Annotated in this window: 10 protein-coding genes and 1 pseudogene; 7 read left to right on the forward strand and 4 right to left on the reverse strand. The window is 72.2% G+C overall.

Annotation, left to right across the window (positions count from 1 at the left end; translation table 11 throughout):
* Nucleotides 1-35 precede the first annotated feature (35 nt).
* The 5 genes from ACYVDG_RS15170 (at nucleotide 36) to ACYVDG_RS15190 (ending at nucleotide 3949) form a co-directional block, all read left to right on the forward strand.
* Nucleotides 36-293 (forward strand): hypothetical protein, encoded by a 258-nt coding sequence (locus ACYVDG_RS15170; protein ID WP_460751865.1) that lies wholly within the window; start codon nucleotides 36-38, stop codon nucleotides 291-293.
* Complete coding sequence (locus ACYVDG_RS15175) at nucleotides 293-850, forward strand: hypothetical protein (RefSeq protein ID WP_460751868.1); 558 nt, start codon at nucleotides 293-295, stop codon at nucleotides 848-850. The genes ACYVDG_RS15170 and ACYVDG_RS15175 overlap by 1 nt, the downstream gene beginning before the upstream one ends.
* Before the next feature lie 139 nt (nucleotides 851-989).
* Entirely contained in the window at nucleotides 990-1505 is a 516-nt protein-coding gene (locus ACYVDG_RS15180; protein WP_460751871.1) for a hypothetical protein, read from the forward strand.
* A gap of 104 nt (nucleotides 1506-1609) precedes the next feature.
* A complete protein-coding gene (locus ACYVDG_RS15185; protein ID WP_460751874.1) occupies nucleotides 1610-2698 on the forward strand; it encodes a serine/threonine-protein kinase in 1089 nt (362 codons plus the stop codon).
* A gap of 114 nt (nucleotides 2699-2812) precedes the next feature.
* Nucleotides 2813-3949 carry a WD40 repeat domain-containing protein gene (locus tag ACYVDG_RS15190; RefSeq protein WP_460751877.1) on the forward strand — a complete coding sequence of 379 codons (1137 nt, stop codon included), beginning with the start codon at nucleotides 2813-2815 and terminating at the stop codon, nucleotides 3947-3949.
* Between the two features lie 93 nt (nucleotides 3950-4042).
* Here ACYVDG_RS15190 and ACYVDG_RS15195 read toward each other — a convergent pair whose 3' ends face one another.
* Nucleotides 4043-5410: a CoA transferase gene (locus tag ACYVDG_RS15195; protein ID WP_460751881.1), complete on the reverse strand. Its 1368-nt coding sequence runs from the start codon at nucleotides 5408-5410 to the stop codon at nucleotides 4043-4045.
* Nucleotides 5411-5519: 109 nt separating this feature from the next.
* On the opposite strand from ACYVDG_RS15195, the gene ACYVDG_RS15200 reads away from it, so the two are divergent.
* Nucleotides 5520-10271: a hypothetical protein gene (locus tag ACYVDG_RS15200; RefSeq protein WP_460751884.1), complete on the forward strand. Its 4752-nt coding sequence runs from the start codon at nucleotides 5520-5522 to the stop codon at nucleotides 10269-10271.
* 254 nt (nucleotides 10272-10525) lie between these two features.
* On the opposite strand, the gene ACYVDG_RS15205 is transcribed toward ACYVDG_RS15200, so the two are convergent.
* A complete protein-coding gene (locus ACYVDG_RS15205; RefSeq protein ID WP_460751888.1) occupies nucleotides 10526-11215 on the reverse strand; it encodes a peptidoglycan-binding domain-containing protein in 690 nt (229 codons plus the stop codon).
* 295 nt (nucleotides 11216-11510) lie between these two features.
* On the opposite strand from ACYVDG_RS15205, the pseudogene ACYVDG_RS15210 reads away from it, so the two are divergent.
* Nucleotides 11511-12143: pseudogene (locus tag ACYVDG_RS15210) on the forward strand (AraC family transcriptional regulator); the annotation flags it as partial.
* A gap of 135 nt (nucleotides 12144-12278) precedes the next feature.
* Here ACYVDG_RS15210 and ACYVDG_RS15215 read toward each other — a convergent pair.
* Both ACYVDG_RS15215 and ACYVDG_RS15220 read right to left on the reverse strand, forming a co-directional pair.
* Entirely contained in the window at nucleotides 12279-12785 is a 507-nt protein-coding gene (locus tag ACYVDG_RS15215) for a DUF2000 family protein (protein WP_460751891.1), read from the reverse strand.
* On the reverse strand, nucleotides 12754-13464 hold the full coding sequence (locus ACYVDG_RS15220; RefSeq protein ID WP_460752069.1) for a TetR/AcrR family transcriptional regulator: 711 nt from the start codon (nucleotides 13462-13464) through the stop codon (nucleotides 12754-12756). Before ACYVDG_RS15220 ends, ACYVDG_RS15215 begins: the two co-directional genes overlap by 32 nt.
* Nucleotides 13465-13486 lie beyond the last annotated feature (22 nt).

Genomic DNA, 13486 nt, shown 5'->3' on the forward strand with positions numbered 1-13486 from the left:
TCATCCAGCGGCATCCGAGCACCAGGAGCCGCGCTATGCCGCGATACCTGAACCTGTCCGAGCTGGCCTACGTGCGCCACCGCGCGGCTGAGCTGCTGAGCCGCCGTCGCCCCCGTAACGCGGGGCGTGTACGCACCTACGCCGCTGCTCCCCGAACCCTCACCGAGGCAGGGCCGCCGCGTTCGCCCCGACCGCCGCAGGTCCCGGGACCCCGGCGCCCCCTGGACACCGCACCCCTCGATGTCCTGCACACGGTCCTGGTGGGATTGCGCCGGCCGGGGGTGGCACTCTGATGCTCGACACCTGCACCGCAGACCTGCTCACCACCGCCGAAGACGCCCTCCGAGCCCCCGCACACCTCACCGCGCAACAGCTCTCCGAGTGGCACGCCCACACCCTGCGCAACCGCCTCCCGCTCATCCGCGACGCCCTGCGCCTCGCCCGCACCGAAGGCGACGCCGAGCTGGCCACCCAGCTCATCGACCAGGCCGTCACCGACCACCCCACCTCCACCGTCCCGCCACCCCGCACAGCCACAACAGCCCAGAGCGGCAGTGACGGGGCGCGCCTGCGCCTTCCCGTACACAAGAGCGCGACCTGCGAGAGCGAGCTGCCCATCCCCGAGCACGTCCTGTGCTCGCTGCTCTACCGGCACTGGACCATGACCGTCGAGGGCCAACCCCCCAACGAGGTCTACGTGGGTCGGCGCCCCTTCGGCTGGTCGGGCGAGGGCGACCCCTTCGAGCAGATCACCGCACCCACCCGAACCCAGCTCCTGCGCCTACTCGCCTTCCGCCACCTGGGCGTTAACCCCACCAAGCCCGGCGGCCCCAGGCCACCCACCGCCTGAACCCGCACACCCTCGAAACCCGCGCGCCCGCCGAGGCACCCAGCAACTCTTCCCGGACCCGGCGGGCGCGCGGCCCCAGACCGAGTACTCCAGCACCGCCACACCCCGACGGCGCTGTCCAACGGAAGGCAAGGCCAGGATGACCACCACAACCGACACCCGGCTGCGACCGGTGCTCAACGCACCCCGGGACCACCGCTTCTCCCGCCCCGGCTCCGCCCTCTGGGCCGAACATCGCCGGACCCAACCCCGCCCGACGGCCCCGCGTCCGACGAATGCCCTGCCCGAGTCGCCCCAGGCCCGCCGGGAACGGCTGCTGCGCCAGATGCAGGGCAACCCGAAGGTCGCCTACATGCTCGAACACGGCGCCGTCCCCCACTGGGTCGAGGTCGCCCGCCAACGGCGGGAACGAGCCGAGCGGGAAGCCGAACAGGCCCGGGAAGCCGAAGAAGCCCGGGAGGCCGTCGAGCCCCCGCCCGAGTCTCTGCCTGGGCCCTCTCCGGAGTTCCCCTCCGCTTCCCGGGGCCGCCACCGGGCCCCGCGCCGGTGGTGGGCCTGGCCAGCCCAGGCCCTGAGCACGGCCCTGCTCTCGGGGAACCAGGCGATGGAAACAGTAGGCGCGGCAACCTTCCAGACCGGCACGCTCCCCTTCTAACCACCAGAGGAGAGGGAGAACGCCACCAGCCCCCGGACGGTGCAAGGCGGGACCCCCACCGCTAGGCTGCTCCGTGGACCGCCCTCTGTCTGGAAACGCCCCCTTTGGAACCGCTGCACCCCGACGATCCCCGAGAGCTGGGGAGCTACCACCTGCTGCGCCGTGTCGGCGAGGGCGGCATGGGCGTCGTGTTCCTCGCGGTCGCGACCGACGGCCAAGCAGACGACCTGGCGGCAGTGAAGGCCATCCGGCCCGAATACGCCGGGGACCGGGAGTTCCGCGCGCGCTTCGCCAGTGAGGTGAACCTCGCCCGCCGGGTCCGGGGCCCCTACACAGCACGGGTCCTGGCCGCCGACACCGAGGGCCGACAGCCCTGGCTGGCCACCGAGTACGTCCCCGGCCCCGAACTGCACGACGCGGTCCGAGACAGCGGCGTCTTCCCGGAGGACTCCCTGCGCGCCCTGGGCGCGGGGCTCGCCGAGGCGCTGTCCGCCATTCACGGGGTCGGGCTCATCCACCGCGACCTCAAACCCTCCAACGTCCTGCTGTCCCCGCGCGGCCCCCAGGTCATCGACTTCGGTATCGCCCGTGCCGCCGACGCCACCGCGCTCACCCGCACCGGGCAGACCCTCGGCACCCCCGGGTACATGTCTCCCGAGCAGGCCACAGGGGCCCACGTGGGCCCGCGCAGCGACCTGTTCGCCTTCGGCGGCGTGCTGCTCTTCGCCGCCACCGGGCGCCAGCCCTTCGGCACCGGCAACGCTTCGGCCCTGCTCTACCGGGTGGTCAACGAGAGCCCCGACCTGAGCGGGGTCCCCGACAGCCTGCTCCCCCTGGTCACCGCCTGCCTGGCCAAGGACCCGCACGAGCGCCCCGACCTTGCGGCGGTGTCGGCCGAACTGACCGGAACGGCGCTGCCGGTGGACGGGGAGGGAACCACCGAGTGGCTGCCGCAGGCGGTGGCCACCAAGCTCCTGCGCACGATGGCCGCGACCCGGATCACCCCGGCCGACGCCCCGGATGAGGAGTCTGCCCGGACGGAGGAACCCGCGCCGGAAGAGGCGACTGCTCCGGCCGACGAGCCCGTCCCCACCGGAGGGCCCGCAGCTGCCGAGGCCCCCGGTCCCGCGCCGGAACCACGGGAGGCGAAGGACACCGCACCCCAACACGCGGTGGGGTCCGAAGCCCTGTAGCCCAAGCGGCCTCCGGTTCCGGCCCTCGACTGGAGCACTCCGGACCGCTATTCCCAGCCCTCGGAACCACAGAGGAAGTGGCCGTGGGCCGCGGCGGCCGTCGCCCTGTTCTTGGTGTCCGCACTGGCCCTGGCGTATGTGGATGACGGGGCCTCCAGCGCCGGCCCGGAACCCGACAGCCTGGCCGATACCGAGAGCACGCCCTCGCCCGAATCCTCGCCTTCGCCCACAACCTCCCCCTCGCCGAGTCCCTCGCCCGACGATCCCGAACCGGAGATCACGGACACCGTCTTCCTGGGTGACGGCGACCGTTTCGCGGTCCTCTTCGAGAGCGGTCCGGGCATCTTCGAGGCAGACAGTCCGGCGGCGTTGGAGCAGCTCACCCCGGAGGACGACGGCGCCCTGTTCGAGGACTCCCGCTTGGTCACGAACCCCGAAGGCTCCGTGCTGGCCGCCGTCTCAGCACCGGAGGCCTACGAGGACGAGGCAGAGGTGCACCTCTGGGACCTGGACTCGTCCGAGCACTACTCCTTCGAACTGCCGGAGGAGACCTACAGCAGCGGAGAGGTGGCGCTCTCCCCCGACGGCCAGACTCTGTTCTTCGCGAGCCACTCCACAGAGGATGCGGTGATCGCCTACTCCCGTACCGGTGAGGAGCTGTACCGTGCCCCCCTCCCTGAGAACGAGAGGGGTGAGGTCGGAAGGGTGAACGGCCTGGTGACCTCACCGGACGGCACACTGCTGTTCGCCACGATGCGCACGGGGCTGGCGGTGTGGGACGCCGCCACCGGGGAGGCTCACCCCTCCTATCCGGAGCTCCGGGAAGCGGACCACGGCCTCGCCACCCCCGTGGCCGTTGCCGACGACGTCCTGGTGACCGGCACGTACCAGTCGGTCCTGCTGTGGGACATGTACTCCGCCGACGAACCCGAGGAGTTCTTCGTCCGGGAGGGGTCGATCGCCTCGGGCGCACGCCTCCACCAGGTGGCCGTCGGAGACGGGGGCGACAGGATCTACGCGGCAGGGGCCGACTCGGACCGGTCGCTGAGCTTCCTCACTGTCTGGGACCGGGAGGGCGAGAGGCTGGAGGAGGCGGGTACCGGCACCGAATACCTCTCGCTCAGTGCCTCACCCCACGACGACCGGCTCCTTGCCGCCACCCTGCCGCTTGGTCACCAGTCACCGGAGGAGTTGGTGTTCCTGGACGGGGACCTGGCCACCGAAGAGGAGTTCACGGTCCCGGGCCTCTGAAGCCGAAGCGCACGTCAGCACCGGAAGCCCGTCCGGGCGCTCCCCCGGGCGCCCGTACCCGTACGGTCGGGACTGCGCCGTACCCCGGCGCGGTCACGCCCAGGCGGCGGGGTCGGATCCCCAACGGCTGGTGGGACTGGACCAGCCGTCCGGAGCCCCCTCATAGCGGACCGGCGACACCGCGTGGCGCAACCGCCCGTAGGCGGACGGAGTCTCGGTGAGCCAGGCGGCGGCTTCGTACGCGCCTTCCCCCACCGGTTGCGGGGTGATGCCGTGCAGCAGCCAGTCGGCGGTGCCGGCCAGCGAGAAACGCAGGATACGGCCGTGGCCGTCGGCCTGGCGCTCGGTGAGTGCCCGCAGGACCCCCGCGGCCAGCAGGTAGCCGGTCCCGTGGTCCAGGGCCTGAGCAGGGAGGGCGCCGGGGCGGCCGTCCGCCCCGGCCTCGATCGACGCGATCCCGCTCGCCGCCTGCACCAAACTGTCGAACCCCCGCTGCCCGGCCCAGGGGCCCGACCGCCCCCACGCGCACAACTGGGCGACGACCAGACCGGGACGGCGGGCGACCAGTTCCTCTGCCGCGAGCCCGTGGCGGTCGAGGGCCCCGGGCCGGTACCCGGTCACCACCACGTCGGCGGAGTCGAGCAGCCCTTCGAAGATGCTCCGCCCCTCCGCCGAGCCCAGGTCCACGAGGGCGGAACGCTTGCCCAGCCCGGTGTCGGTGTGGCTGTCCGGGTCCTCCGGGAGGCCGGGTGAGTCCACACGCAGCACGTCCGCGCCCAAGAACGCGAGTGTCCGGGTGGCGACAGGACCGGCGATGACCCTGGTCAGGTCCAGGACCCGTACCCCGGCGGCGGGCAGGGAGGCCGGAGGCAGCCGACGGCCCCCGTGCGCACCGGACTCCCCGGACTCGGCCAGCGGGAGTCCCGCCGTGACGGAGTCCGCGCCGGGCCCGGGTTCGGGGGCCACGGCCACCGCCAGTCCGCCGGCGGCATAGACCTTCTCCTGGATCTCGCGTGCGGGGAGCGCGGCCAACACCTCGGCCAACCGGTCCGGGCCCGTGCTGTCGCCCAGCCCCAGCGCGGCCAGCAGCCGGGCCCGGTGGTGCGGATAGTTGGCGTGGGTGCGCACCCACCCGTCGGAGGCCTTCCAGAACCCGGACAGGGGCGCGAAGGGGGTGGGTGCGCGACCGTCTACCAGCAGGTGCCGTTCGCTGATGAAGGCGGTGGCCACTGCGCCCTCGTCGACGCGTACCTCAGGCACCGGTCCACCAGCCCGCGCGGCCAGTAGCTCGGCCGCTGCCAAGGAGCACGCCCCGACCGTGGCCCGGGCCAGCTCCCGCGTCGGCAGCGCTGACGGAAGCACTTCCCCCGCGCCCCGGTAGGAGACCTTCGCGGCCAGGTCCGCGGACCCGCCGACCGCCTGCCATGCCTGGGCCGTAGCCGCATCGGTAGCGCTCACCATGCGGCCATCCTGCCAAACGGCCTGCGGCCGACACTTGAGCGGGTCCCCGAGGCGAACCGTCGCTCTATCCGTTGCTATGACTGTCGGTGGGCGCTGGCAGACTTCCCGTATGCAGTTGCCCCTCCCCACTGACCCCGCCGTGTCCACCCTGTACCTGGACTGGGTCCGGGCCCACGCACCCGAATGCGAACCCCAAGCCCTCGACCTGCTCCAGCAGCTCGACGAGCGCATGCGTCAGCTACCCCTGGAAGCCAAGTACGTCGCGGCCGCCATGGAGGGCGGACGCAAGCGGGCCGACCTGCCCGACGCTCACCAACCCTGGATCCACGACACCGTCGCGCACCGGCTGCTCGGCTCCGAGGCCAAGCACGCGGCCGCCGCCTACCTGGAGGCGCGCGAGCTGGAGTCGAAGATCAGGCTCGCGCGCGACCCCCACCACACGGTGGAGAACGCCCTCCTTTTCGCCCGACACGGTGCGCTGCCCGCAGCGGAGGTCCGCGCCCACCGGCAGCGCCTGGCCGAACTCCACACCGCCGCGGAGGCGCACCGGGAGTTCGTCCGCTTCCTGGACGCCTGGGCCGTCGGCGGCGCGGTCGCCACGGCCCAGATCAGAGCCCCCCAACAGCGGGCCTCGGTGGGTGTGGCCCCGCCGGCCAACCTGGCCGCCCAGATCCGTGCCTCGGTGAAGACCCTGGGTCTGGGCAAGAAGGCTGGCGATGAGGAGGTCTCCCGGGTCCTCGGCCGCTACCTTGCCGCCGCACGGGGCAACCCCGTCCCGGACGGGCTGCTGAAACAGGCGGAGGCGATCTTCGCCAAGGCCGGGCCCGCACCAGAGCACCGGGCGGGGATGGCCGTTCTCTTCCCCACCTCCGTCACCGACGGCGCGGCCTGGCTGCGCCTGCTGGAGAGCACCGGCATCGCCGACGCCATGGCCGACGGCCGGGTCGTCCCCGAAGGCGGCTACGTGGCCTGGGTCTCCGAGTTCCACCACATGTACAGCTTCTATTGGACGCGCGGCGCGGTGGGGGCCCAGAACCTCCCCGAGGAACTGTTCACCCTGTTCCCGCGCCTGGTCCCGAGGCTGCGCGAGGAAGGCGCCCCCGTCCGCCTGTTCGAGAACAGGTACATGCACAACCCGGTGGACGGCCGCCTGCTCATCGCCTGCGACGACCACCGCATCCCCGTGGAGGCTCCCGAGGAGAAGGCGCGGCGGATCAGGACGGAGGTCCGCCGGGTCCGGATATCCCGGCACTCCCCCCTGCCCGACGTCGTCCAGGCGATCGAGCGGCGGATCGAGCGGCTGCGGGGCACGCCGCTGGGCGAGACCGAACTCGAGCTGTCCAGGCTCGACCTGCAACTCACCCACCTCGAGATGGGCGGCATGGACGGACTCCACGAGTCCCTGGCCGAGACCCGCATGGCCGAGCCGCTGGCCCGCACCCTGCGCTTCGGCATCCCCGCCGAGTACACCTGGCCCGCCTTCGAGGAAGCCGTCGAGGAGATCGGGGCCCGCCCGGGCGGCATCCTCGGCATGACCTCCACCTGGCCGGTCCTCACGGTCTACGGCCGAAACACCGCGGTCGCCGTGGACCACCGGGGACGGCGCGGCTCCTGCGAGTACTCCCTGCCGGAGGAGGCGGAGGACCACGTCGTGCACCACGTGGGCGGCGACTTCCTCGTCACCTGGCATCCCGCTGACGAGTGGGAACCCTGGGATTGGCGACAGCCGCGGGCCTTCTGGTGCTCGGCCCCCGACGACACGTTCAAGACGGACAGCAACGCCGGCCTCTTCCACGCGGGCACGGCACACCAGTACGACCTCGGACTGGTCCTGGAAGCCCCGGACGGGGGCCGCTACAACAGCGGGGGCATCCTGCGCCCCGGGGACCGGACCGGCATCACCTACGGGAGCGACCACGCCACCGACGGCACCCGGGTGTGGGCCGACGGGGCCGAATGGGCGCACGGTGCCATGGAACTGGACCCGGCCACCGGCGCCGCGCTCGCACGCTCCAACCCCGAGCTCCTCACCCCCGACCCGCGCCTGGACTACGTGGACCTGCTGGACACCCGCCTCCACTTGGTCCGCCTTCCCGAGGGGGTGCCGGACTCACCGCTGGGCGCCAGAGGCGGGCTTACGGGCGCCCGCGTCGTGTGGCTCGGCCCCGGGGCAGAGGGCGACCTCAACGCCGAGCGGGCACTGGAGGGGACCGACGGCCGCCGAGCCGCGATCCCCAAGCACCGGGACCTGAAGTACTGGGGTGTCCTGCGCATGCCCGACAACCCCGCCGAGGGACTGCTCGCCTACCGCTGGCAGGCGGGGCACACCGTGTTCCAGGCCCGGGACACCACCGACGACACCCTGCTATGGGAGACCTGGGCCTACCCGAAGGGCGGGCTGAAGAACCTCGACCTCGTGGGACGGCGGCCCCTCGTGCCACCGCCCGCCTACTGGCACTTCCTGTCCCCGCGCGACCCGGAGGCCAGCCGTGCGCTCCGGAAACTGGACACCGACACCGCACGCCAGCTCATCGAGGCCGCGCTCGCGGCGCCCCTGCCCGAAGACCCCGCCACGGACGTGGCCCTGCCCGAGGTCGCCGAGCAGGTGGACCGGGCCCGCACGGCGGCCGTCCGCGAGGCCCTACCCGGCCTGGTGCCCGGACTCACCGGCCCCGTCGCCGAAGGCGTGGTGTGGGCGGTGCTGTGGGCCGTCGAACTGCAGCTCAAGGTGGCGGGAATGGCCGACCGCACCGCCCGTGTCCGCGCCGGAACACTGCCCCTGCCCGCCCAGGAGACCATCGACTGGCACCTGGCCGGCGCGGTGTCCGGCCTGGTGCCCAAGGACGCGTTCACGTTCGGCTTCCCCCAGTACTCGGGCATGATCACGTCCCTCGCCGCCGACGGCGCCCGGCTGAGCGGCCGGATCGGCGAGGCGGACCGGCGGCTGGGCCCGCCCGGGGCCCCGGCCACACCCTGGACCCGATTCTTCGGCGTGCCGGACGCTGCCATGTGGCGGCTGGCGACCGGGGCGGCGACCGGCGAAAACGCGAAGGCCCTGACCGCACTACTGCGCACCTGGGCCGACCAGCCCTTCGCCGAACAGGGAACGGGCTGGGTACTCGGAACCGCCAGCGGTGCCGCGCTGGCCCCGCTCCTGGCCCAGGGGCATGCCGTGATCACCGACCCGCCCCTGGACGGACAGCGCTACGCGAACACGTCCGCGCCCCACTGGTCGCCCCGCTACCTCCCGCAGCGGCGTTACGGCTACGTGCGCTGGGAGAGCGCCCCCGTGCCCGCGGACGCCGAGGAGGACCCGCCCCTGCGGACCGAACACGACGAGGCCGCGCGGTTGCGCTCCTTCCTGGAACTGCTCGACCGGAACGGCCCCGTCAGCGCCGGACCCGAGGCGGCAGCGGCCTTCCGCCAGCACACGAAGGTGATGAAGCCGGTCGCCGAATTCGTCCTGTCCGGCGAAGCGGGCTGGCCGCAGGCGGTTCCGCCGACGAGCAAGGGCGCCCAGACCGAGTACCGCAAGACCGGGGCGACCCTGTCCGAGGCGGACACCGCCCGGCTCCTGGGTGCGGCCGTGCCCGACGACCCCGCCGACCTGTGGAAGCCCGGTGGCACGGCCGCGGCCGCCGAGCGCATGGCCCGGGTGTGGGTGGAACTCCTCGGGGTCCGCCGCTCGAAGTCCGACCACACCGTGCGACTGGCGGAGGTACCCGACCTGCTCCGGGACGAGCTGGACCTGGGCCCGGAGTGGGCAGCCCAGCTCATCGGACCGGCGACCGGCACCGAAGAAGCGACCACCGGAGAAGCCGCTGCCGTGGCGGACCATGAGGACGCCGACTGGTCCCGCTCCCTTTTCTATTCCGCACGTGTCGGAGCGCTCGTCCGCGGGCCGGGCGGCCGGCAACTCGCCCATGGTTTCCCCGAGGACGGGGGGATCCGCCCCTACCTGCGTACGGCCTCGCTGCTGGCGTGGGCTCTGACCGAACTCCCGGTGGGCCACCCCGCCCGAGCCGGGGTCACCGGGCTGCACAACCGGATGACCGAGCGGCTGCGTTCACCCGGCCTGTACGTACCCGTGGTCACGAACCTCCAGGACGGCCAGGTCGACGGATGGTCGGAGCGGGTCGGTGCCGCCGAGTACCGGGTCGCTGCCGAGGGCATACTCGAACCCGGAACCGGCCACGCCCTCCACGGGGACGGCATCATCACCCTCCCCGGGCAAGGGGTGCACTGGTCCGCCAACGCCGTGCTGCAGACCGCCGGGCTGTTCGACGAAGAGCGTTTCCAGCGCTGCATACACGCACTCTACGAGTCCGGCATGGACGAGCTCGCCCTGGCCGTCCGCCAGGCCAGGGTGGTCTGCGGCGGCGGCCTGACCCGCATGGTCCAACGCGCTGCCGACACCCCGGTACACGCGGGCGGTTTCGAGGCCGACCCGCGGCTGAGCGCCCCCGAGCTGGTGGCGGAGGTGTCCGAGGCGGTCGGTGTGGACGCCGACGCGGCCGCCCTCTACCTGCAGCTGCTCACCATGGCCCACCCCACCAATCGCCGGGTGCGCCGGTGGAACCGCTGGTCGGCGGACAAGCACCGGAAGGCCTCCGACCAGCTTCTGGACAAGGGCCTGGTCGCTAAGGAGAAGCGGTCCAAGGCCGGACGCTCGCTCTTCCTGCCCGGGGAGTGGACCGAGCTCAAGGCGCCGTTCCCGTCCATGGAGACGGCCAAGCTCGCCACGCACCTGCTCGCCGTGAACTTCATGGGGCGGGTCCGGGGGACCTTCACCCGTCCGTTGCCGGTCGCTCCGCCGCACGAGATGTTCACTACGGCCTGGCGGTCCCACCGGGCGGGCTGACCAGCACGGGCCGGCCCGTGGGGCACGGGCCGGCCCCGGCGGAACAGCACCGGAGCCCAGCGCGGAGGTTCAGCGCTGGGCTCCGGCAGGAGGCGCTCGGCGGTAGCGGAGAGAACCGAGCGGGCGGGCCGGACCGCATCCCCCAACACGGCCCGGCCCGGTTTGTTCCGCCCTCGGAGCGGCACGGCTCCCGAGGGCGTCCACCTGTGCTTCGCGGCTTCAGGGCCGGCTGAGCACGCCTTGCGGCTCGGCGTCTACTGGGTCTGAACCTCGTCGGGCTCGAAGGCCACCAGTGCCCGCCAAGTCACCTCACCGGCCAAGCCGTCGATGCAGTCGCTGGCGCTGACACCGATGCTGGCCTCGTCGCAGACCACGTCGGTCTGGAAACCGATCACAGCGTCCCTGGTGTCCTCCCCGAACTCCCCGTCGAGGCCGTCCGCGTCCAGGTAACGCTGGTGGATCAGCAGGGACTGCAGGGCCTCGACCCCGGGACCGCCGTCCCCCACGGTGTAGAAGTTCTGGGACTCAGGCGGCCCCCAGGTGGCCCTCGTGGTGTTGAAGTCGAACTGGATGTCGGAGAAGTGTCCCCACATCTCCTCCCGCAGTTCCCCGTGCTCCCCCAGCTCGTGGTCGTCCTGGTACACCTTCAGGACCTCCCTCAGGTCCTCATTGAAGGTGTTCGTCGGGGGCTGGTCCCAGTACGGGAGGCCGTCCTCGTCCGTCTGGTGGTGCAGGTAGGTCGTGGCCACCACGATGTTCGTGTGGGTCTCCGCGTCATCCGGGTACGCGGGCCACGGGCGCTCCATGATCTCGGGCGCGTCGGCGGGTTCGATCGGCTGTTCGTCCGCGGACGCGGAGGTGGCGGCCAAGGTGCCACCAGCGACCAGCCCCGCAGTCAGCAGTGCGGCTCCGGAGAGCTTCGTGAACTTAGTAAGGGCACCCATAGACTCTTCCCCCGTGCTTCGTGATCCTCTTGGGTCGTACACGGGGTAGGACGCAGGTCACACCCACCCTTGTTCACCTGGGCTTTCACGCTGTCCGTTTACGGACGATCACGCGGCCGACGTCAACCTCGGAGCGCTCCACGAGTCCGCGCGCACCGGACTGGCACCGGGCTGCTCGACGGTACCCGCGTAGAATTCCGGCATGGACGGCCACGCGGACACCTTGGTCCTCAGACCGGGGATCGGCGGCGTCACCGAGGTGTTCCACACCCACCTGCGCCAGCACGCCTACCCGATGCACACGCACCGGTCCTGGACCCTGCTCATCATCGACTCCGGCACCGTCCGCTACGACCTGGGCCGCCACGAGCACGGCGCACTGGACCAGGCCGTCACTCTGCTACCGCCGCACGTGCCCCACAACGGCACCCCCACCACGGCGCAGGGCCTCCGCAAGCGGGTCCTGTACCTGGAGCCCGAGCAGATCGACCCGGGCCTGGTCGGCCGGGCGGTGGACCACCCGAGGTTCGACGATCCCCTCCTGCGGCACCGGATCCACCAGCTGCACGGCGCCCTGGTCCAACCGGGCGAGCGCTTGGAGGCGGAGAGCCGTCTCGAACTCGTCTCCGAGCGCCTCCGCGAGCACCTGCGCGGCGCCCTGGGACCACCGGCCCCCGTGGACGATCCGGGGCTCGCCGACGGGTTGCGCGACATCATCGACGCCCGCACGGTGGCGGGCGTGTCCCTGGCCGAGGCCTCCGCCCTGCTCCACGCCCATCCGACCCACCTGGCCCGGGCGTTCAGCCGGAGGTTCGGCATGGCGCCGCACCAGTACCTGGTGGGCCGGCGCGTGGACCTCGCCCGTCAGCTGCTCCTCGACGGAATGGCGCCCCGGGACGCCGCGGCGACCGCGGGGTTCCACGACCAGCCGCACCTGAACCGGCACTTCAAGCGGATCCTCGGCATCGCCCCCGGCCGGTACGCGCGCGTCCTGCGGGGGACGGCGGGGCAGCGGGGGACGGCGGAGGCAGCGGGGGACGGCGGAGGCAGCGGGCAGGGAAGGCTAGCGGTGCATCCGTGCGCCCTTGACGACCTTGTCCACCCCGTTCTTCGGCCCGTGCACCGCGATGCCCACCAGGTCGAGGGAGTCAGTCGGGACCGCCCGCACCGCGGCCCGGTTGTCGTGGTCGTTCCCCGTGCTGAACAGGTCCGACGTGAACACGCCGAGGGCCACGTCCCGGGAGAGGGCCTTGGCGTGGGCCTTGGTCAAAGTCTCCTTCGTGCCCTCGAACACCAGGACGGGCTGGCGGAACATCGGCAGGTACTCCGTGCCGTCGGCGTCCTCGTATGGCTCTCCGATCAGTTCAGGAGTGCGGGATCCGAGCCCGCTGACCAGGAAGGCCGTCACGTTGAGGCGCTGCCAGCCCTCCAGGTCGTCGCGGAGCAGGACGGCGATCTTGGTGGCAATGGGCTTGCTGTCACTGGGCTTGCCGCTACTGGGCCTGCGCTCACTGGGCTCGCTGTCAGCGTGCTTGTCGTTACCGGGCACGGTGGCGTCTGTGGTCTCCATACTCCGGATCATCGCCGGACCCCTGCTCGCCGGTCTTGTACGTTCTTCGCCCCTTCGGCGAGGTGTACTCCAGTCCGACACCGCGCGCCCACAGCCGCGTGGCGGTCTCCAGGACCACGTCGGGGTCGTGCTCCTCCCCGTACAGGAACAGCATCCGGGCGGTGTGCTCCACCATCCCCCCGAGCATGCTCGCGGTGGTCTCCACGTCGATGTCGGCCGAGGCCAGCCCCTCCTCCTGGAGACGTCGGGTACCCGTGGTGATCCGGTCGACGAACAGTCCGCGGATCTCCAGGAAGAGGGTGCGGAAGCGCGGGTGGCGCGGCGAGACCTGCTCGATGACCTGCATGATCCGGGCGTTGTCCCGGTAGGCGGCCAGGAAGCGCTCGGTGGCGTGCCGGATCCGGTCGACGGGGGCGGTCCCCGGAGGCGCGGCCGAGCGCGCGGCGTCGAACATCTCCCCGGCCACCCCCTTGGCGACCGCGTGGAAGACCTCGTCCTTGGAGTCGAAGTAGGTGTAGAAACTCCCGTAGGCGATCCCGGCCCGGCCGGTGATCTGGGCGATCCGGGTGTCCTCGAAACCGCGCTCCTCGAAGACCTCCCGCGCCGCCTGGACGAGGGCGCCGCGCTTGCGTCGGCCGCGTTCCGTGGGCGGCCGACCGCTCGGTGCCTGTTTTCCCACGTGTACCTGACCCACTGGCGCC

The organism is Nocardiopsis oceani (genome assembly GCF_054777395.1).

What these genes read in the sequence shown, in the direction of transcription:
- ACYVDG_RS15180 (WP_460751871.1), top strand. Translation starts at nt 990, where the DNA reads ATGACCACCACAACCGACACCCGGCTGCGACCGGTGCTCAACGCACCC.
- ACYVDG_RS15205 (WP_460751888.1), bottom strand. Translation starts at nt 11,215, where the DNA reads ATGGGTGCCCTTACTAAGTTCACGAAGCTCTCCGGAGCCGCACTGCTG.
- ACYVDG_RS15215 (WP_460751891.1), bottom strand. Translation starts at nt 12,785, where the DNA reads ATGGAGACCACAGACGCCACCGTGCCCGGTAACGACAAGCACGCTGAC.
- ACYVDG_RS15170 (WP_460751865.1), top strand. Translation starts at nt 36, where the DNA reads ATGCCGCGATACCTGAACCTGTCCGAGCTGGCCTACGTGCGCCACCGC.
- ACYVDG_RS15200 (WP_460751884.1), top strand. Translation starts at nt 5,520, where the DNA reads ATGCAGTTGCCCCTCCCCACTGACCCCGCCGTGTCCACCCTGTACCTG.
- ACYVDG_RS15195 (WP_460751881.1), bottom strand. Translation starts at nt 5,410, where the DNA reads ATGGTGAGCGCTACCGATGCGGCTACGGCCCAGGCATGGCAGGCGGTC.
- ACYVDG_RS15175 (WP_460751868.1), top strand. Translation starts at nt 293, where the DNA reads ATGCTCGACACCTGCACCGCAGACCTGCTCACCACCGCCGAAGACGCC.